Below are 19,420 nucleotides of genomic sequence, written 5' to 3' on the forward strand. Positions count from 1 at the left end.
GCGTGACGGCACTTTCGTACCGGCGTCCGAGCCTAAACCCGGACGCCCGCGCACATCTGTGGGCATACGCGCTCATGCGTACGCCCTCACCTGCGGCTTTGATCGGGCGGGCGGTCAGCCGCTGAGCCGGACCGGCATGATCAGGTACTTGTACGCCTCGTCCGCCTCCGCGTCCACCGCCGGTCGGCCGCTGAGCAGCGCGGGCTTGGTGGACGTGGTGAACGACAGCTGGGCGACCGGGGAGTCGATGGCGCTCAGGCCGTCCAGCAGGAACGTCGGGTTGAAGGCGATCGAGATGTCGTCACCCTCCAGCTGGGCGTCGACCCTTTCCACAGCCTGTGCGTCGTCGCTGGAACCGGCTTCCAGGATGAGCACGCCCTGCTCGAAGCTCAGCCGCACCGGGGTGTTGCGCTCGGCGACCAGGGCGACGCGCTTGACGGCCTCCACGAAGGGGGCGGTCTCGATCACGGCGACGCTGTTGAACTCGGTCGGGAACAGCGTGCGGTACTTCGGGAGGTCGCCCTCCAGCAGGCGCGTGGTGGTGCGGCGGCCGGCGCCCTCGAAACCGATCAGGCCCTCGCCCGCGCCGGAGCCGGACAGCGCCAGGATCACCTGGTCGCCGCTGGTCAGCGCCTTGGCGGTGTCCTGGAGCGTCTTGGCGGGCACCAGGGCGACCGCGGAGACCTCCGGGTTCTCCGGCTTCCACAGGAACTCGCGGACCGCGAAGCGGTAGCGGTCGGTGGAGGCCAGCGTGACCGTGTCGCCCTCGATCTCGATGCGCACACCGGTGAGCACCGGCAGGGTGTCGTCGCGGCCGGCCGCGATGGCGACCTGCTGCACGGCGGAGGCGAAGACCTCGCCGGGGACCGTGCCCGTCGCGTTCGGCATCTGGGGCAGGGCCGGGTACTCCTCCACAGGCAGGGTGTGGAGGGTGAAGCGCGAGGAGCCGCACACCACCGTCGCCCGTACACCGTCTGTGGAAATCTCCACCGGCCGGTTGGGGAGGGCGCGGGAGATGTCGGCGAGCAGGCGGCCGGAGACCAGCACCGTGCCCTCCTCCTCGACCTCCGCCTCCACGGACACCCGCGCCGAGACCTCGTAGTCGAAGCTGGACAGGCTCAGCTGGCCGTCCTCGGCCTTCAGCAGGAGGCCGGCGAGGACAGGGGCCGGCGGACGGGCCGGGAGGCTGCGCGCCGCCCAGGCCACTGCCTCCGCGAGTACGTCGCGTTCCACCCGGATCTTCACTGTTGCCGCCTCCTGCTGTTGCCGGCGCTTCTCGCCCTGCGTGGCTTTCGTCGTCTGACTCGGTGTCGTCGGCCCCTGTGAGGGGAAGGACTCCGGGGACCAGTCTGACGCACCGCACTGACAGTAGGTGCCCCTCGGGGTCAAGTCGTGACGAGTGGCAGTCGGGGCCCGGACAGCGAGTTGTGCACAGGGCCCGCTTCGAAACGAATTCCTCGCTCTCTCTAGTCGGGAGTAGTAGTAGGGCCTGTGGATACCGTGGATAACCTCGTTTTCCCAGCTCAGGGCCCAGATTTTGTCCACGGTGCTTGTGGGCGGAGGCAGTGGACAACCAGGTGTCTCTGTGGAGAACAAAAAGTTCTGCACACCCCGTGCACAGGACGGGGCGAGTTCTCCCCAGCTGCGTCCCCAGCTTTGCGGCTCTTTCCCACAGCCCCCTCCGGCAACGTGATGTGACGCCTTTCACTCGGCCCGGTGAGGGAGCGCGTCGCGTTGCCGAACAGTGGACAGCCATGTGGAGAAGCGGGCGATCACTGGGGACAACCGGCCTCGTCCTGTGGGCAGCCCGTGGACAACTCGGTACACAGCCTGTGGATCACCGCTCTGTCCACAGTCTGTGGAGATCGTTTGTCCACCAATCCACAGCCGGTTGAGCTGGTCTGATGGTCGCTCACCAGGGTGCGCTGTGGACAGGATCGGGACAACTTCACGGTCCCCAGCATGTGGACGGGAAAAAGTCAGCGAATCTGTGGACGGCAGCCGTAACCCCGGGCCGGAATCGAACACCGGGGCGCGGGGCCGCGGCGCCGACGGCGGGCGGATGGTCGTGGGAGAGCGCGGGAGGGCGCTCGTGACGGGCCCGCGAGGATGGGTCGGGGCCGAGATGAGGGGCCGGGGACGGCGGGACGGGGCCTGTGGCGGATGCGGCCGCGGTGGAGGGCCGGTCGGGGCGGCGACTGCGCCGGGCGGTCCGGCACGGCGGCCGCTGCCGGAGACGCCGAGGCCGGGCTGTGGCGGGTGCCTGAAGGCCGGATCAGTTGTGGAGGGTGCCGCGGAGGCCCGGGACGGTTGTGGAGGGCGCCGGAGAAGCCCGGTACGGCTTGAGGCGGGTGCCGGAGAGGCGCGGCGTCGGGGAAGCCGGCACGGGGTGCGGCCGTGCCGCTGCGGCGCACGCACAGGGGCCCACAGCACGACACGCGTGATGACGAGCGGGGCTCAATCGGTACCGGGGCGGCCGACCGGGACATGCACGAGGGGTCTCCGGATCGATCCGGAGACCCCTCGACGCAACGCGGGTCCGAGTGCCCTCAGCCGGCCTTGATCCGGTTGGTGAGCTCGGTGACCTGGTTGTAGATGGAGCGGCGCTCCGCCATCAGATTGCGGATCTTGCGGTCCGCGTGCATCACCGTCGTGTGGTCGCGCCCGCCGAACAGCGCGCCGATCTTCGGCAGCGACAGGTCCGTCAGCTCCCGGCACAGGTACATGGCGATCTGCCGCGCGGTCACCAGCGCGCGTCCGCGCGAGGTGCCGCACAGGTCCTCGACCGTGAGCCCGAAGTAGTCGGCGGTCGCGCCCATGATGGCCGTCGAGGTGATCTCCGGGGCCGAGTCGTCGCCGCCCGGCATCAGATCCTTCAGGACGATCTCGGTCAGCCCGAGGTCGACCGGCTGCCGGTTGAGCGAGGCGAACGCCGTCACCCGGATCAGCGCGCCCTCCAGCTCGCGGATGTTCCGCGAGATCCGGGAGGCGATGAACTCCAGGACCTCCGGCGGGGCGTTGAGCTGCTCCTGCACCGCCTTCTTGCGCAGGATCGCGATACGCGTCTCCAGCTCCGGCGGCTGGACGTCGGTGATCAGGCCCCACTCGAAACGGTTCCGCAGCCGGTCCTCCAGCGTCACCAGCTGCTTCGGCGGCCGGTCGCTGGACAGCACGATCTGCTTGTTGGCGTTGTGGAGCGTGTTGAAGGTGTGGAAGAACTCCTCCTGCGTCGACTCCTTGTCCGCCAGGAACTGGATGTCGTCGACGAGCAGGATGTCCATCTCGCGGTAGCGCTTGCGGAAGCTGTCGCCCTTGCCGTCGCGGATCGAGTTGATGAACTCGTTGGTGAACTCCTCCGAGCTCACGTACCGCACCCGCGTGCCCGGATACAGGCTCCGTGCGTAGTGCCCGATCGCGTGCAGCAGGTGCGTCTTGCCGAGCCCGGACTCCCCGTAGATGAACAGCGGGTTGTACGCCTTCGCCGGTGCCTCGGCGACGGCGACCGCGGCCGCGTGCGCGAAGCGGTTGGACGCGCCGATGACGAACGTGTCGAAGAGGTACTTCGGGTTCAGCCGCGCGGTCGGCTCGCCGGGACCGGTCGCCGGCGCGGGCTGCGCGGCCAGCGGGCCGGGCGCACCCGTGGTCGGCAGGTTCGGGCCCACCGGGCCGCCGCGGTGCACGTGCCCGGAACCGGTCGGCGGATCGGGCAGCTCACGGCGGTGCGGATCGCGCTGGTCGTAGTCACCGCGTGACGTCTCGTAGTCGGAACGCTGCTGGTCGTAGGGCGGCCGGTCCATCGGCTGCGGACGGTAGTCCTGCGCCGGGGAACCGCCGTAGCCGTCCTGCGCGCCGTACGCGTCACCGCCGTACGAGTCCTTGCCGCCGTACGAGTCCGGTGAACCGTAGGTGTCCTGCGAACCGTAGGTGTCCTGCGACGGCGAGGCGTAGGGATCGCGCTCCGGGAAGCCGAGGCGCTGCTGCTGCCAGCCGTACTCGTCCTGCGCCGGCCGCGGCCAGGCGCCGGGCTCGGGGCGCTGGTACTCCGACGGGTAGGCGGGGCGGGCTGTGGGGAGCTGGTCGCCGGCCGGCCCGGAGTGCTGATCGGCACGGCGGCGGCCGTAGCCGTCGTAGCCCTCGTACGGTTCGCGGTCGCGCTCGGCCCGGTCCTGCCGGTCCGGCCGCTCCAGGTGGTCCGGGCGGTCGCCGCGGTCGGGACGGTCCTGGCGGAGGGCCGGAAGCTCCGGCTCCTCGTAACGCGGCTGGGGCCGGGGCGGCGGCGGGGGCGCGGGCTCGCCCGCGGTGTCGTCGACGGTGATCGCGATCCGGATCGGGCGGCCGCACTCGCGGCTCAGGCTCTCGCTGACGACGGGAGCCAGCCGGCCCTCCAGCACACCCTTCGCGAACTCGTTCGGCACCGCGAGCAGCGCGGTGTCGGCGACCAGCGCCAGCGGCTGGCAGCGCCGGATCCAGTGCTCGTCCTTGCCCTCGACCCCCTGGCCGCGGCCCTCACCGAGTAGCTGTTCCAGTACGCGTGGCCACACTGCGGCAAGATCGGCAGGTACGTCAGCCACAGGGCACGCTCTCTCACAGGTCCCTCGATCGTGTGATGCGAAGGACGGGTCGGGATGTAAATCGGGTGGTGGAGGGTCAAGGGAACGAATCGGAGTCCAGTCACGGTAGTCAGGGCGGCCGGTAGGGTTCAAGTTGTTGTCCCCAGCCTGTGGACAAGTGTCTCCCGGCGAGCGCTGGTTTGACCGAATGGCGCAGCCGCGCGTACCGTAACCAGGTCGAGTTGTCGATGGCTGCTGCCGCCTGCCTCCGATGGGCACAGATCGCGCAAGGTGATCGGTCAGCGGTGCACTGGGGCGTAACGCGAGCTACTCGTGGGCGCACGGTGACAGCCAGGACGGCACCCCGCAAACACCGATTTCTTCTGGAGCCCCCGAGTGAGCAAGCGCACCTTCCAGCCGAACAACCGTCGTCGCGCCAAGACCCACGGCTTCCGGCTGCGTATGCGCACCCGTGCCGGCCGCGCGATTCTCGCGTCCCGCCGTAGCAAGGGTCGCGCCCGTCTGTCCGCCTGATCCCGGTCAGGTCATGCCGTCGTGCTGCCCACCGAGAACCGGCTGAGGCGGCGCGAGGACTTCGCGACCGCGGTACGACGAGGACGCCGGGCCGGACGCCAGCACCTCGTCGTCCATCTTCGTAGCGGTGCCACGGACCCGCATGCGCCTGGGGAGAGCGCTCCCCCGTCGCGTGCGGGTTTCGTCGTGAGCAAGGCCGTGGGAGGCGCGGTGGTGCGCAACAAGGTGAAGCGCAGGCTTCGCCATCTGATGCGCGAGCGAGTCGACCGGCTGCCCCCCGGTAGCCTGGTAGTCGTACGAGCGCTGCCCGGAGCGGGCGACGCCGACCATGAACAGCTGGCCCGAGACCTGGACGCCGCACTGCAGCGGCTGCTGGGAGGGGGCGCGCGATGAAGTACCCGCTGCTGGCTCTGATCAAGCTGTACCAGTGGACGATCAGTCCGCTGCTGGGGCCGGTGTGCAAGTACTACCCGTCGTGCTCCCACTACGGCTACACGGCCATCGACCGGCACGGAGCCGTCAAGGGCACAGCACTCACGGCCTGGCGCATCCTGCGGTGCAATCCGTGGTCGCTGGGCGGTGTGGACCATGTCCCGCCGCGCAAGCGTCCGCGGTGGCACGAAATGCTGCGTAACGCCTGGCGTGCACGCAGGGGCGGGACCTCCGCCGCCGAACCGGCCACCGAGGGACGGACCTCCCCCACCAGTCCGACGAGTCCTTCGAGCCCGGCCGCAGAGACCTCGTCCCATGCCCAAGGAGCATGATTAGTGGACACGATTGCCAGCCTCTTCAGCTTCATCACAACACCTGTCTCCTGGGTCATCGTCCAGTTCCACAAGGTGTACGGCGCCCTCTTCGGCCCTGACACCGGGTGGGCCTGGGGCCTGTCCATCGTGTCCCTGGTGATTCTGATCCGTATCTGCCTGATCCCGCTCTTCGTGAAGCAGATCAAGGCGACGCGCGCGATGCAGACGCTCCAGCCGGAGATGAAGAAGATCCAGGAGCGCTACAAGAACGACCGACAGCGTCAGTCCGAAGAGATGATGAAGCTGTACAAGGAGACGGGTACCAACCCGCTCTCCTCGTGCCTTCCCATCCTGGCGCAGTCACCGTTCTTCTTCGCGCTCTACCACGTGCTCAACAGCATCGCGTCGAACGACACCATCGGCGTGATCAACGATCGCCTGCTGGAGAGCGCGCAGAAGGCACACATCTTCGGTGCCCCGCTCGCGGCGAAGTTCACGGACAGCTCGGACAAGGTCGAGGCGCTCAACTCCTCGCTGACCGACGTCCGCGTCGTGACGGCCATCATGATCGTTCTGATGTCGCTGTCGCAGTTCTACACGCAGCGTCAGCTGATGACGAAGAACGTCGACACCACGGTGAAGACGCCCTTCATGCAGCAGCAGAAGATGCTGATGTACATCTTCCCGATCATCTTCGCCGTGTTCGGCATCAACTTCCCGGTCGGTGTCCTCGTCTACTGGCTGACCACCAACGTGTGGACCATGGGCCAGCAGATGTACGTGATCCACAACAACCCGACGCCGGGTTCCAAGGCCCAGGCCTCCTACCTGGAGCGCCTCTCCAAGCACGTCACCCGTCACGGCAAGACCCGCAACCGCCGTGAGCGCGCCATCGTCAAGGCGATCGTCGCCAAGGGCCGGGACCGCAACGAGTACGAGCGCAAGTTCATCAACGGTCTGAACAAGGCCGGCCTCGCGGCCCAGACCGACGGCTCGGTGATCAAGAGCGAGGCCACGGCCGCCGCCCAGGCCGAGGACGGTACGCCGACCACGGGAGCCGCTCCCAAGCGGCAGCAGCCCAAGCGGCAGACCAAGTCCCAGCGCCAGTCCGGCACGGCCAAGGCAGCCGGCGAGCCCACCTCGCTCACCAAGTCCGACGAGCCCGAGGACGCCAAGCCCGCCGCCGGGAAGAAGGGCAACGCCAAGCCTGCCGGCGGTGGCCGCAGCAGGGCCCAGTCCGGACAGCGCAAGGGTCCGCAGCGGCCCAAGTCCCCGTCCAAGAAGTAAGAAGGAGTCCATCCCGTGACGGAAGGCACCACCGCCGCCGCTGCCGAGGGCGCAGACACCCTGACCCGCCTGGAGCAGGAGGGTGAGATCGCGGCGGACTATCTGGAGGGTCTGCTCGACATCGCCGACCTCGACGGCGACATCGACATGGACGTCGAGGCAGACCGCGCCTCCGTCTCGATCATCAGCGACACGGGCAGCCGTGACCTGCAGAAGCTGGTCGGTCGTGACGGTGAGGTGCTCGAGGCACTCCAGGAGCTGACGCGACTGGCCGTGCACCGGGAGACCGGGGACCGCAGCCGCCTCATGCTCGACATCGCCGGGTACCGGGCCAAGAAGCGGACCGAGCTGTCCGAACTGGGCGCGAAGGCCGCCGCCGACGCCAAGAACAGCGGCAAGGCCGTGAGGCTCGACCCCATGACCCCGTTCGAGCGCAAGGTCGTGCACGACGCGGTCAAGGCAGCCGGCCTGCGCAGCGAGTCCGAGGGCGAGGAACCGCAGCGTTTCGTCGTCGTGCTTCCTGCCTGATCGGTTCCACGTTCCACCGGCCCCGTCTGTTGCGCAGACGGGGCCGAACTTTGTCAGCCTGATAGTTCTGGTTCTGGTGTCGGCATCCTCTGCCGGCACGGTACGGAAGGACGGTCCCCCGTGACGGAGGCAGCGGAGCTTCCCCCCGCGCCCGAGCAGGCCCGCGAGGTGTTCGGTGATCGCTTCACGGACGCGGTCCGGTACGCGGAACTGCTCGCCGAGGCCGGCGTGCAGCGTGGCCTGATCGGTCCGCGAGAGGTGCCCCGCCTGTGGGAGCGCCATCTGCTGAACTGCGCGGTGCTCTCGGAGGTCGTGCCGGAGGGGGTGACGGTGTGCGACGTCGGCTCGGGCGCCGGACTGCCGGGCATTCCCCTGGCACTGGTCCGGGACGACCTCAAGATCACACTGCTGGAGCCGCTGCTCCGGCGCACCAACTTCCTCAGTGAGGTCGTGGAGCTACTCGGGCTCGACCATGTGACGGTCGTGCGCGGCCGGGCCGAGGAGGTCATGGGGAAGCTGCCTCCGGTGCATGTGGTGACCGCCCGCGCCGTGGCGCCGCTCGACCGTCTCGCCACCTGGGGCATTCCTCTTCTGCGGCCGTACGGGGAGATGCTCGCGCTCAAGGGCGACACCGCCGAGGAGGAGCTGAAGAACTCCGCCGCGGCGTTGAGCAAGCTGGGTGCCGTGGCGACCTCGATCGTGCATGTGGGCGAGGGCATCGTGGACCCGATGTCCACGGTGGTGCGCGTGGAGGTCGGGGAGAGCCCGGGAGGCGTGCGCTTTGCGGCGAAGCGAGCCAAGGCGGCGCGCACGGGAAGAGCTCGGCGCCGACGCGGGTAGCCGGTGGCCCTGGCGCGACCGTGCGCAGTCGGGGTAAGTGTCGCCCGTCCTGAGAATCAGACGTACTCCACACAAGCTGCCAAACCCCTACATGCCGGAGTGTCGCGGCAGCGCCGCCTCGGCTGCTGTGCATCGTGTTTCACGTGAAACGTCGCTCACTGCTGCACGGCATCATCAGTCGGGGCCGCGCTGCGGCCGAACCCCGTGACCGGAAGCCTCTTGGTGCGCTCGGAGAGGGGACCGTTCCCGACGAGGCACGAGCCCCCTCAGGGGGCACGGAGTTGTCCACAGAGGTGGATTTCTCCACAGAAGGTCAGGCCTCACTGGTTCACGACCCCGAAGGCATGGGAGGCTCTGTTCATTGCGAGCCTGAAGTCGAGGAGAGTGAATCCTTGCGGTCCGACGCCAACATCGCGGGACCGATGACCGATCCGGTCCCCGGTCCCCGTACCGAATCGATGGGGGCGGATGTTTCACGTGAAACACCGCCTCCGATGGACGACACTCCCATCGGTCGTGCTGCCCAACTGGCGGTGGAGGCTCTGGGCCGTGCCGGGGAGGGCCTGCCGCGACCCGAGCAGACCCGTGTCATCGTGGTCGCCAACCAGAAGGGCGGTGTCGGCAAGACGACGACCACCGTCAACCTTGCCGCGTCGCTCGCTCTGCACGGCGCCCGCGTCCTGGTGATCGACCTCGACCCTCAGGGCAACGCGTCCACCGCCCTGGGTATCGACCACCATGCCGAAGTCCCCTCCATCTACGACGTATTGGTGGAGAGCAAGCCGCTCGCGGAAGTGGTCCAGCCGGTCCCCGATGTCGAGGGACTCTTCTGTGCACCCGCCACGATCGATCTCGCCGGTGCGGAGATCGAACTCGTGTCGCTGGTGGCGCGGGAAAGCCGGCTTCAGCGAGCGATCCAGGCCTACGAGCAGCCGCTGGACTACATCCTCATCGACTGCCCGCCCTCGCTCGGCCTGCTGACCGTCAATGCCTTGGTGGCCGGCCAGGAGGTCCTCATCCCGATCCAGTGCGAGTACTACGCGCTGGAAGGCCTGGGACAGTTGCTGCGCAACGTCGACCTGGTGCGGGGCCACCTCAACCCGGCCCTGCACGTATCGACGATCCTGCTCACCATGTACGACGGCCGGACGCGGCTCGCGTCCCAGGTCGCGGACGAGGTGCGCACCCACTTCGGCGACGAGGTGCTGCGGACGAGCATTCCCCGCTCCGTCCGTATCTCGGAGGCGCCGAGCTATGGGCAGACGGTACTGACTTACGATCCTGGATCGAGTGGTGCCCTCTCCTATCTTGAGGCGGCACGAGAGATCGCGCTGAGGGGCGTCGGCGTCAGCTACGACGCATCGCAGGCCCACATCGGCGCACAGCAGAATGATCCGAGCATGGTGGAGGGCGTCCAGTGAGCGATCGACGGAGGGGTCTGGGCCGTGGTCTCGGCGCACTGATCCCTGCTGCCCCGACAGAGAAGACGGTGCCGCCAGCGGCGCTCGGAGGCTCTGCCTCCACGTCTCCCGCGGCGGTTCCGGTACTGCCGACCGACCGCGGGGTGGCCGCTGCGAAGGTCGCCACGCTGCCGGCTGTTTCACGTGAAACGGAAGAGCCCTCGGCGCCGGGTGCCGCAGCGGTGCCGGCGCCACCCATGGGCGCCCACTTCGCCGAGATCCCTCTCGACGCGATCACGCCGAACCCCCGACAGCCCCGTGAGGTCTTCGACGAGGACGCACTGTCCGAGCTCATCACCTCCATCAAGGAGGTCGGTCTCCTCCAGCCGGTCGTCGTACGGCAGGTAGGGCCCGGGCGCTATGAGCTGATCATGGGTGAGCGCCGGTGGCGGGCCTGCCATGAGGCGGGACTCGAGGCCATCCCGGCGATCGTGCGGGCCACGGACGACGAGAAGCTCCTCCTGGACGCACTGCTGGAGAACCTGCACCGGGCTCAGTTGAACCCTCTGGAAGAGGCAGCTGCCTACGACCAGTTGCTGAAGGACTTCAACTGCACGCACGACCAGCTGGCGGACCGCATCGGCCGTTCCCGCCCGCAGGTGTCGAACACCCTGCGTCTGCTGAAGCTCTCGCCGACCGTCCAGCGCAGGGTCGCCGCCGGTGTGTTGTCCGCCGGACACGCCCGTGCGCTGCTGTCCGTCGAGGACTCCGAGGAGCAGGACCGGCTGGCGCACCGGATCGTGGCCGAGGGCCTCTCCGTGCGTGCTGTCGAGGAGATCGTGACCCTGATGGGTTCCCGGCCTCAGAAGGCTCAGCGCTCCAAGGGGCCGCGTGCGGGTGCTCTTGTCTCCCCGGCACTGTCGGATCTGGCGACGCGCCTCTCGGATCGCTTCGAGACCCGGGTGAAGGTGGACCTGGGACAGAAGAAGGGCAAGATCACCGTCGAGTTCGCCTCCATGGAGGACCTTGAGCGCATCCTCGGCACCCTTGCCCCGGGCGAAGGCCCCGTCCTGCAGAAGAGCCTGGTGGACGACGACTCCTCGGAGGACGAGTCCTAGCCGTCGGTTGATCGAAGCCGCTCTGGGCGGACCATGTCCGGTGAGTACCGGAACACGGTCCGCCCTTTGCTTTGCGCCGGTGTCGAGGGAATCGCTTCGTGGATACGATGCGTTCGGATATGGCGAATCCACCCGGCACTACCTTTGAGAGCAAGGCAGGGGCCATGCGAATGACGAGCCGCATCGGATTGCTGAGCGCAGGGCTGGGGGGGGGCGCCGTCAGCGGCTTCGTCGGCAGCCTGCTCAGAGAACGGAGCACTCTGACAGCCGCCCGCGAGGCTGCGGGCGAAGGAAGCGAGGAACAGCCTTCATGGGCCGTCGGCTCGTACCGCTCACGCTGGACAACCTTCAGGACCTCCCCCAGCGCTGCCGTTCGTGCGTCTTCTGGGAGCTCGACCCGGTCAGTGGCGAGGCCGCGGTAAAGGCGGCCACCGCCGCGCTGGAGAAGGAGTCGTGGATCTCAGCTGTTCTCTTGGACTGGGGCTCCTGCGGCAGGGTCGTCTATGTCGACGACGTTCCGGTGGGCTTCGTCCTCTACGCACCGCCTGCCTATGTCCCGCGCTCCATGGCGTTCCCCACGAGCCCGGTGGCGCCGGACGCGGTGCAGCTGATCACCGCGTTCATCCTCCCCGGATACCAGGGACAGGGGCTTGGTCGGGTGATGGTGCAGACGGTGGCGAAGGACCTGCTGCGACGAGGCTTCAAAGCGATCGAAGCCTTCGGTGACGCCCGCTGGAAGGAACCGGCCTGCGTCCTGCCCGCCGACCATCTGCTGGCCGTGGGCTTCAAGACCGTCCGCCAGCACCCCACCTACCCCCGACTCAGGCTGGAGCTGAGGACCACACTCTCCTGGAAGGAAGACGTGGAGATGGCGTTGGACCGGCTACTGGGCGCCGTACAGAAGGAGCCGGCGCTGCGCCCCCTCTGACCCGGGTCATGCGAATGGGCCAGCCCTTGCGGGCTGGCCCATTCGTGTTTCACGTGAAACACGTGCCGCCGGGGAGGCGGTCAGCCGTCACTCGGCGATGAAGTCTTCCAGGTCGCGAACGATCGCGGCCTTCGGCTTGGCGCCGACGATGGTCTTGGCGACCTCGCCACCCTGGTAGACGTTCAGGGTTGGGATGGACATGACGCCGTACTTGGCAGCCGTTCCCGGGTTCTCGTCAATGTTCAGCTTGACGACCTCGATCTTGTCCCCGTACTCGGAGGCGATCGCTTCGAGAGAGGGCGCGATCTGGCGGCACGGGCCGCACCAGGCGGCCCAGAAGTCCACCAGGACGGGCTTGTCGCTCTTGAGGACGTCCTGCTCGAAGGAATCGTCGGTCACGTTCTTCAGGGTGCCGGCCACGGGGGCTCCTTTAACTGGTTGGTGCGTGAGGCGGGTGATGAGGGTCAGACAGCGGTCTTCTCGGGCTCGGCCTGCTCCCCGTCGGCCAGAGCCGCGAGGAAGCGCTCGGAGTCCAGGGCGGCGGAGCAGCCGGTGCCGGCCGCGGTGATCGCCTGCCGGTACGTGTGGTCGACGACATCGCCGGCGGCGAAGACACCGGTGACGTTCGTGCGCGTCGAGGGCGCGTCCACCTTCAGGTAGCCCTCCTCGTCCAGCTCCAGCTGGCCCTTGAAGAGCTCGGTGCGCGGGTCGTGGCCGATCGCGATGAACAGGCCGGTCACCGCCAGGTCCGAGAGCTCACCGGTCTTGACGTTGCGCAGCTTCAGGCCGGAGAGCTTCTGGTCGCCCTGGATTTCGGCGACCTCGCTGTCCCAGACGAACGAGATCTTCGGGTCGGCGAAGGCGCGTTCCTGCATGGCCTTGGAGGCGCGCAGGGTGTCCCGGCGGTGGACGATCGTCACGGACTTGGCGAAGCGCGACAGGAAGGTGGCCTCCTCCATCGCGGTGTCGCCACCGCCGATCACGGCGATGTCCTGGTCCTTGAAGAAGAAGCCGTCACAGGTGGCGCACCACGAGACACCGCGGCCGGACAGGGCGTCCTCGTTCGGCAGGCCGAGCTTGCGGTGCTGCGAGCCGGTGGCGACGATGATGGACTTCGCCTGGTGTACCGTGCCGGCGGTGTCCGTGACGGTCTTGATCTCACCGGTCAGGTCGACGGAGACCACGTCGTCTGGAAGGAGCTCGGCGCCGAAGCGCTCCGCCTGGGCGCGCATGTTGTCCATGAGCTCCGGGCCCATGATGCCGTCCTGGAATCCGGGGAAGTTCTCGACCTCGGTGGTGTTCATCAGCGCGCCGCCTGCGGTGACAGCGCCCTCGAACACCAGGGGCTTCAGCGACGCACGGGCGGTGTAGAGAGCCGCCGTGTAGCCGGCGGGCCCCGAGCCGATGATGATCACGTTACGGACGTCGCTCACGGCTTGATTCCTCGTCTCTGGTCTGCGTCGGTCGACCGGGGGGAGCTTCTTTCAGGACTCTCACCCCACCCAACGGATCCTAAGGGGCGAGCATTCCCGCTGTGCCCGGGCACACGAACAGAGCCCTTGGGGAGCATGGAGAGGCCACACAGCCTACGGGGCACCACTCAGGGACCGTGCGCGAAGCGGTCGGTCTTCAGGAACGGCTGTAGGAGTGCTTCAGCAAGACCTCAGCCGCGGCGTCCGAGGGGTTGTCCACGCAGGTCGCCTCGACGATGTACGCGGTTACGCGGGTGTCGTCCGACACATCGGGAAGGACCACGAGCAGTGCGTCCTTGCCCTGGTACCTGCCCTGCTCGGTGGCGAGCGCGGCGTCATTGCGACCGATGCCCTCACGCACGCACTCCGGCACCGACGGCTGCTTGAGGACCTTGGGGCTCGCGCCGCCGGACTCCGATTCCATCCCGAAGGGGTGGGCGGAGCTGGAGCCCTTCGCCTCCCCTTGGCCCTGTGCGAGGAGATCGGTGACCTGCTTCTCCAGTTTCCCTTCGGAGAAGGTGTCCGAGGCGGATGCCCGGGGCCCCTCTTCGGAACCCGTGTTGTCGTTCAGGGACGACAGCACCACGGATCCGAGCCCCAGCGCGGCGACGGTGAACACCGTCCCCAGAACGGCGACCCGTCGGCGCCCACTGCGCAGGCGGCCCTTGCGCCCCGGTCCGGTCGTCGCGGAGCGGGGACGTCCGGCCGGGCGGTCCGAGGGCATCGATGTTTCACGTGAAACATGTGCCTGATCGTCACCGGACGGACCGGAAGGCGAGACGAGAGGCACCTCGGCGGCGCCCTGGTCCGGCGCCGAGGCATGCAGCAGGGCCTCAGCGGCCAGAGCGGCATCGATGCGGCCGGCCACGTCGGCGGGCATGCGGGGCGGCCCCGGCACCGTGCCGAGCAGCTCGCGGATCTCCTCGAGCGACGCACGGACATCCGCGCAGAGCGCGCACTCGTCCAGGTGCCGACGTACGTCAGCGCTGCGCTCGGGCGGGAGAAGTCCTTCGGTGAGGTCGGAGATCTCCGCGACGTCCGGGTGCTCCGCCCTGTCTGTCGTCGACGTCACGCTCGCCCACCTCCGCCCTTCACTGCAGCCGGGTCATTCGATTCCGCGTCTGGTGGGTCCGTTCGTTGCGGACCCGCTGCGGGTGGGACGGCCGTCCCCGGTTTCCGGTTCCGTGCCTCTCCCCGCTTCCTGCCCTCACCGATGCCCTCCGGCCGTAGATGAGCGAGCAGGGGCAGCAGTCTGGCTCTGCCGCGGGCGCAGCGGCTCTTCACCGTCCCGGTGGGCACATCCAGGATGCGGGCGGCCTCCGCGACCGGGTAGCCCTGCATGTCCACGAGGACCAGTGCCGCCCGCTGATCGGCCGGGAGGGTCCCCATGGCCTCGATGAGCTGCCGGTGCAGATCGTTGCGCTCGGCCGGGGCCGAGGCGGACTCGTGCGGCTCCAGCAGTTGCTCCAGGCGCTCCGTGTCGTCGACCGGGGCGGTCTTCCGGGAGGCGGCCTTACGGGCACGGTCGAGACAGGCGTTCACCGTGATCCGGTGCAGCCACGTCGTGACGGCCGACTGGCCACGGAAGGTATGGGCGGCGCGGTACGCCGAGACGAGGGCGTCCTGCACGGCGTCAGCGGCTTCCTCGCGGTCGCCCAGCGTCCGGAGGGCCACGGCCCAGAGCCGGTCGCGGTGACGCCGTACGAGCTCGCCGAAGGCGTCGTAATCACCTTCGACATGGCGGGTGAGCAGTTCCTGGTCGCTCACTCCGTCATATACGGCGCCTTCCGCCATCGGTTCCCCTCCCTTGAGGCAGACGGCCTCAGCTGGTCACCTTGATGTCTGCGACCCTGCCGCGCCACTTGCCGTCGTCGGCCTGCACCGGCAGTTCGGTCAGCCAGACCAGCAGGTACCGCGAGGTGACCGCCTTCTTCGGCTCGAGGGTGACCGTGCTGCCGGAGCCCTCGGCGACCTTGGTGTAGGCGTCCGGGGTCGTCGGCTGCACCAAGGCGTCGCCCGGGGCGGCGCGGAGCTCGACCGACGTGTTCCCCACGAAGGAGAGGGTGACCTTCCCGACCTGCTGGCTCTTGCCGAGGTCCAGGATGACACCCACGCCCTGCTTCAAACGGCCGAAGTCGGCACTCTCGTAATAGCTCGTCTGCCAGTACGTGCCCGGATCTCCGTCGTAGACCTTGGCCACGTCTTCCGGGTTTTCGGATCCGTCCGAGCCGAGCGGGTCGAAGTCCTGTACACCCGAGATGGCGACGGGCTTGCCGCTCGCCGGCTTCTTCGCGTTCTTGTCGTCGCCGTCCGTCGTCTGGGTCTGGTTGGTGTCGTCCGACGTGCCGCCCTGATCCAGGAGGGCGTCCGCCAGTTGCCAACTGCCCAGTCCCAGTGCGGCGATCAGCAGCGCCGAGACGGCCCACTTCAGCGCCTTGCCTGTACGGCTCTGCAACGGGGGAGGCGGCACCTGGGTCGGCTGGGTGACGCCGGGACGTGGCGCGGGCCGGCCGTAGGTGCCCTGCTGGTACGTGGTGCGCTGGTAGTCCGGCGGAGTGGCGAACGCGGGCTCCGGCGGGCGGATGCGGGGCATCTCGCCGATCGCCTTCACCAGTTCCTCCGGCGTGGTGCACGGGGACTCGTGGCGGGAGGCGGTGGCACCGTCGTTGGCGAGTGCGCGCATCGCCAGTTCGGACAGTCCGCGGTGGACACCGGCCCGCACCTGGTCGGGCGGGATCAGCCCGATGTCCTTCGGCAGGCCGGACAGGCCGTAGGCGTCGCTCTCGTACGGCCAGCGCTGGGTCAGCGCCGCGTACAGCAGGGCGCCGATGGACTCGGTGTCGGTGCGCTGGGGCGTGTCGGAGCTGATGCCGCGCAGGGCCGCGTTCACGGCGAGGCCGCGGATGCGCCACTGACCGGTCGAGGTGCGCAGGACGGCGTTGGGGTTCAGCCGCAGATGAGCGAGGCCCTCACGGTGCGCGGCGGCCATGGCGGCGGCGGTCTGACTCACCATCTGGTAGGCGTCGTACACCTCCAGCGGGCCGGCGGCCAGGAGCGTGGTCAGCTCGGTGGCGTCGGGCAGCCATTCGTGGACCACGTAGACGACGTCGTTCTCCTCGACGGCGTCCAGGACCTGGACGAAGCGCGGGTCGCCCAGCAGCGCGGAGGAGCGGGCCGCGGCCAGGACGGATCGGGCGCGCGAATGATCCGCGGGCAGGATGTGGACGCCGACGGCGCGGCGGAGCTTCTCGTCCACGGCCCGCCAACTGCTGAAGCCGTCCAGACGGGTGACGCACTCCTCCAGGCGGTAGCGCCTGGCGAGCTTGTGGCCGCTGTGCAGTTCGGGCGGCGAGGTCTTCCCGGAGCCGTCGGCCCCGGTGCTCTCCTGTGCCTCGTCCTTGTCCGTGTCCCGCTCCCGGTTGTTGGCCACCCCGTCGGCCGTGGACTGGTCCGCCTGTGCGGTCAGCGACTGCTCGCCGCTGTTGTCTGCCACGTCGACGGCAGCTGTGCTCCGTTCCGCCACCGTCGTTCCCTGCCTCCCCATCCATTGCGCGTCGGCCGGCGTCCGTCGCGCGCCCTCCGACGCCGAAACCAATTGTGCCCACAGTCCGCCGCTATGCACGACACACGGTGGCTGACGATGGTTGTGCGCCTACCCCCTGCCTCAGCGTCCAAGGCGTCCGCGGACCATACCGACCAACGAGTTGACTTCCTCGATCCGCATCCGGCGGGCGGCGACGTAGAAAACGCCGAGCAGAACGGCCCCGCCCGCCAGCAGTGCCGCGAACGATGCCGCGACGCCCTGGCCCAGGGCCTGCACGACTCCGTAGCAGGCCGCGCCGCTGAGCAGCGCGGCCGGGACGGAGGCGATGCACAGTCGCGCGTAGGTGCGCAGGACACGGGCGCCGTCCAGGTCCCCGCCCAGGCGCGACCGCAGTCGGCGCCAGGCGACGCCGACGCCGATCGCGTAGGCCAGGCCGTAGGAGGCGGCCATGCCGACCACGGCCCAGCGGGCCGGCAGCACGAAGAAGCAGACGGCCGAGGCGATCGCGTTGCCCGCGGCCACGATGACCGTGTTGTAGAAGGGGGTTCGGGTGTCCTCGTACGCGTAGAAGGCCCGCAGGACCACGTACTGCACGGAGTAGGGGATCAGACCGAGGCCGAAGGCCATCAGCATGTAGCCCATGTTGGTCGCCGCTCCGGTGCCCGAGGAGCCGAAGATCAGCGTGCACATCGGGACGCCGAGCGCGACGAAGCCGAAGGCGATCGGCACGATCGCGACCGCCGTGGTGCGCAGGCCCTGGGAGATGTCGTCCCGGACGGCGCCGCCGTCGTCCTCGGCCGCCGAGCGGGAGATACGGGGCAGGAGGGCGGCCATGAGGGAAACGGTGATGATGGCCTGGGGCAGGCCCCAGATGAGCTGGGCGTTGGAGTAGGCGCTGAAGCCCGTGCCGGCGATGTCGGTCTCCTTCACCGACGCGGTCGCCAGCTGGGTGACCACCAGTGCGCCCGCCTGGTTGGCGAGGACGAAAAGGATCGTCCACTTGGCGAGCATGGCGGCCTTGCCGAGGCCGTGGCCCTTCCAGTCGAAGCGCAGACGGATGCGGAACCCGGCCTCGCGGAGGTAGGGGATCATCGCGAGGGCCTGGACCACCAGGCCGAGAAGGACGCCCACGCCGAGCAGCCGCTCGCCCTCCGGCGGGATGTTCTGGACGGTCATGCCGGAGTCGGCGGCGGAGCCGTACACCCAGATGAACGTGCCGAGCGTGACGATGATGACGATGTTGTTCAGGACCGGGGTCCACATCATCGCGCCGAAACGGCCGCGCGCGTTGAGGATCTGACCCATCACCACGTGCACGCCCATGAAGAAGATCGAGGGCAGGAAGAAACGCGTGAAGGTCACCGCGACGTCGTTGGCTTCGGGGTCGGTGGCGACCGGGACCGACAGCGCGCGCACCAGGAGCGGGGCGGCGAACCACGCGAGCGCGGTCAACGCCGCCAGCGACACCATCACCAGCGTCAGCAGACGGTTGGCGTACGCCTCGCCGCCGTCCTCGTCGTCCTTCATCGCCCGCACGAGCTGCGGCACGAAGACGGAGTTGAGGCCGCCGCCGACGGTCAGGATGTAGATCATCGTCGGCAGCTGGTAGGCGATCTGGAACGACTCGCCCAGCAGGGCGAGGCCCAGCGCGGAGACGATCATCGCGGAGCGGATGAAGCCCGTGAGGCGCGACACCATCGTGCCCGCGGCCATCACGGCACTGGACTTCAGCAGCCCTCCGGCCCGGCCGCCCTTCTTGGGGGCGGGTGCGGGAGCCGGTTCCGGTGCGGGAGGTTCTGCGGCGGGCGGCGGTGTGGCGCCCGCGTAGTGCCCCGGCGCCGAGGACGGGCCGGGCACCTGCAGCGCCTCGTACGGCTGCCGGCTGCCCTCCTGCTGCGGGCCGGGCTGCCCGGCACGCCCCTGCTCGGGGTATCCGCCGCTGTGCTGCTGGTCCGGGACGGCGCCGCTCTGCTGCTGGTCACGGAAGAGGTGGGCGAAGGCGTCCGGCTCGTGCCGCTGGTCCCCCGCCTGGCCGACCAGATCGTCCACGCCCACGTACTGCGTGGTGCGGGGGTCGTCGCCGTACGGCAGGTACTGCGTCGGACCGTCCGGCTCCGGCGCGGGGGGCGGGGCCCACACCCGCGGATCGGGCGCGTACGGGGACTGGGGCGGCTGCCCGTACAGCTGCTGCTGAGGGGCGTAGGTGCCGGGCGGCGGCGGTGGGGGGTGGGCGGCGCGGTCGTAGAGGGCCTCGGCGACCGGGTCCTGGGCGGAGATGTCCTGGGCCCGGTAGGGATCCTGGTCGTAGGTGTCCTGGAGGTACGGGTCGGTGGGAGGCTGCGGCACCTGGTCGTGCCCGGGCGGCGGACCCTGCTGGGGGTCCGACTCGGGGTAGCCCGAGTTGCCCGCGGCATGGCCGCGGTCACCGTCGTACGGCGCGTTCATGGTTACCCCACCTCATCGTCCCGGGCCC

At 69.1% G+C, this 19,420-nt stretch carries 17 protein-coding genes; 9 read left to right on the forward strand and 8 right to left on the reverse strand.

All coding sequences use genetic code 11. From position 1 onward, the window contains the following. Positions 1 to 114 precede the first annotated feature (114 nt). Positions 115 to 1,245 carry a DNA polymerase III subunit beta gene (dnaN, locus tag FGW31_RS17155; RefSeq protein ID WP_030820091.1) on the reverse strand — a complete coding sequence of 377 codons (1,131 nt, stop codon included), beginning with the start codon at positions 1,243 to 1,245 and terminating at the stop codon, positions 115 to 117. A gap of 1,304 nt (positions 1,246 to 2,549) precedes the next feature. Then, positions 2,550 to 4,571, reverse strand: a complete 2,022-nt coding sequence (gene dnaA / locus FGW31_RS17165) for a chromosomal replication initiator protein DnaA (RefSeq protein ID WP_142194309.1) — start codon at positions 4,569 to 4,571, stop codon at positions 2,550 to 2,552. Positions 4,572 to 4,946: 375 nt separating this feature from the next. On the opposite strand from dnaA, the gene rpmH reads away from it, so the two are divergent. The 9 genes from rpmH to FGW31_RS17215 all read left to right on the forward strand — a co-directional run bounded on the left by rpmH (position 4,947) and on the right by FGW31_RS17215 (position 11,931). After that, positions 4,947 to 5,084, forward strand: coding sequence for a 50S ribosomal protein L34 (gene rpmH / locus FGW31_RS17175; RefSeq protein ID WP_003956500.1), 138 nt, complete (start codon positions 4,947 to 4,949; stop codon positions 5,082 to 5,084). Positions 5,085 to 5,105: 21 nt separating this feature from the next. Next, positions 5,106 to 5,477: a ribonuclease P protein component gene (rnpA, locus tag FGW31_RS17180; protein WP_142194310.1), complete on the forward strand. Its 372-nt coding sequence runs from the start codon at positions 5,106 to 5,108 to the stop codon at positions 5,475 to 5,477. Beyond that, complete coding sequence (gene yidD, locus FGW31_RS17185) at positions 5,474 to 5,848, forward strand: membrane protein insertion efficiency factor YidD (RefSeq protein WP_142194311.1); 375 nt, start codon at positions 5,474 to 5,476, stop codon at positions 5,846 to 5,848. The genes rnpA and yidD overlap by 4 nt, the downstream gene beginning before the upstream one ends. A 3-nt stretch (positions 5,849 to 5,851) precedes the next feature. Continuing rightward, the gene (gene yidC / locus FGW31_RS17190) at positions 5,852 to 7,117 is read left to right on the forward strand and encodes a membrane protein insertase YidC (RefSeq protein ID WP_142194312.1); all 1,266 of its coding nucleotides are present in this window, start codon (positions 5,852 to 5,854) and stop codon (positions 7,115 to 7,117) included. 15 nt (positions 7,118 to 7,132) lie between these two features. Continuing rightward, positions 7,133 to 7,645: a Jag family protein gene (locus FGW31_RS17195; RefSeq protein ID WP_142194313.1), complete on the forward strand. Its 513-nt coding sequence runs from the start codon at positions 7,133 to 7,135 to the stop codon at positions 7,643 to 7,645. A 120-nt stretch (positions 7,646 to 7,765) separates the two neighbouring features. Then, positions 7,766 to 8,485, forward strand: coding sequence for a 16S rRNA (guanine(527)-N(7))-methyltransferase RsmG (gene rsmG / locus FGW31_RS17200; RefSeq protein WP_142194315.1), 720 nt, complete (start codon positions 7,766 to 7,768; stop codon positions 8,483 to 8,485). A gap of 344 nt (positions 8,486 to 8,829) precedes the next feature. Further along, positions 8,830 to 9,906, forward strand: a complete 1,077-nt coding sequence (locus FGW31_RS17205) for a ParA family protein (RefSeq protein WP_142194442.1) — start codon at positions 8,830 to 8,832, stop codon at positions 9,904 to 9,906. Next, positions 9,903 to 11,003, forward strand: a complete 1,101-nt coding sequence (locus tag FGW31_RS17210; RefSeq protein ID WP_142194316.1) for a ParB/RepB/Spo0J family partition protein — start codon at positions 9,903 to 9,905, stop codon at positions 11,001 to 11,003. Before FGW31_RS17205 ends, FGW31_RS17210 begins: the two co-directional genes overlap by 4 nt. Positions 11,004 to 11,313: 310 nt before the next feature. Continuing rightward, entirely contained in the window at positions 11,314 to 11,931 is a 618-nt protein-coding gene (locus FGW31_RS17215; protein ID WP_142194317.1) for a GNAT family N-acetyltransferase, read from the forward strand. Positions 11,932 to 12,018: 87 nt separating this feature from the next. Here the strand turns inward: FGW31_RS17215 and trxA are convergent, their stop codons facing one another. From trxA to murJ, 6 genes are all read right to left on the reverse strand, one after another. After that, complete coding sequence (gene trxA / locus FGW31_RS17220; protein ID WP_103545205.1) at positions 12,019 to 12,351, reverse strand: thioredoxin; 333 nt, start codon at positions 12,349 to 12,351, stop codon at positions 12,019 to 12,021. A 44-nt stretch (positions 12,352 to 12,395) separates the two neighbouring features. After that, complete coding sequence (gene trxB / locus FGW31_RS17225; protein WP_142194318.1) at positions 12,396 to 13,364, reverse strand: thioredoxin-disulfide reductase; 969 nt, start codon at positions 13,362 to 13,364, stop codon at positions 12,396 to 12,398. 196 nt (positions 13,365 to 13,560) lie between these two features. Further along, positions 13,561 to 14,475 (reverse strand): anti-sigma factor family protein, encoded by a 915-nt coding sequence (locus FGW31_RS17230; protein ID WP_142194319.1) that lies wholly within the window; start codon positions 14,473 to 14,475, stop codon positions 13,561 to 13,563. Beyond that, entirely contained in the window at positions 14,472 to 15,197 is a 726-nt protein-coding gene (gene sigM / locus FGW31_RS17235) for an RNA polymerase sigma factor SigM (RefSeq protein WP_142194320.1), read from the reverse strand. The genes FGW31_RS17230 and sigM overlap by 4 nt, the downstream gene beginning before the upstream one ends. Before the next feature lie 28 nt (positions 15,198 to 15,225). Continuing rightward, on the reverse strand, positions 15,226 to 16,926 hold the full coding sequence (locus FGW31_RS17240; RefSeq protein WP_142194321.1) for a protein kinase family protein: 1,701 nt from the start codon (positions 16,924 to 16,926) through the stop codon (positions 15,226 to 15,228). A 141-nt stretch (positions 16,927 to 17,067) separates the two neighbouring features. After that, complete coding sequence (gene murJ / locus FGW31_RS17245) at positions 17,068 to 19,392, reverse strand: murein biosynthesis integral membrane protein MurJ (protein WP_142194322.1); 2,325 nt, start codon at positions 19,390 to 19,392, stop codon at positions 17,068 to 17,070. Positions 19,393 to 19,420: the final 28 nt, after the last annotated feature.

Source organism: Streptomyces calvus, assembly GCF_006782915.1.
Lineage (GTDB): Bacteria > Actinomycetota > Actinomycetes > Streptomycetales > Streptomycetaceae > Streptomyces > Streptomyces calvus.

What these genes read in the sequence shown, in the direction of transcription:
- yidD (WP_142194311.1), top strand. Translation starts at nt 5,474, where the DNA reads ATGAAGTACCCGCTGCTGGCTCTGATCAAGCTGTACCAGTGGACGATC.
- FGW31_RS17205 (WP_142194442.1), top strand. Translation starts at nt 8,830, where the DNA reads ATGGGAGGCTCTGTTCATTGCGAGCCTGAAGTCGAGGAGAGTGAATCC.
- FGW31_RS17215 (WP_142194317.1), top strand. Translation starts at nt 11,314, where the DNA reads ATGGGCCGTCGGCTCGTACCGCTCACGCTGGACAACCTTCAGGACCTC.
- sigM (WP_142194320.1), bottom strand. Translation starts at nt 15,197, where the DNA reads ATGGCGGAAGGCGCCGTATATGACGGAGTGAGCGACCAGGAACTGCTC.
- murJ (WP_142194322.1), bottom strand. Translation starts at nt 19,392, where the DNA reads ATGAACGCGCCGTACGACGGTGACCGCGGCCATGCCGCGGGCAACTCG.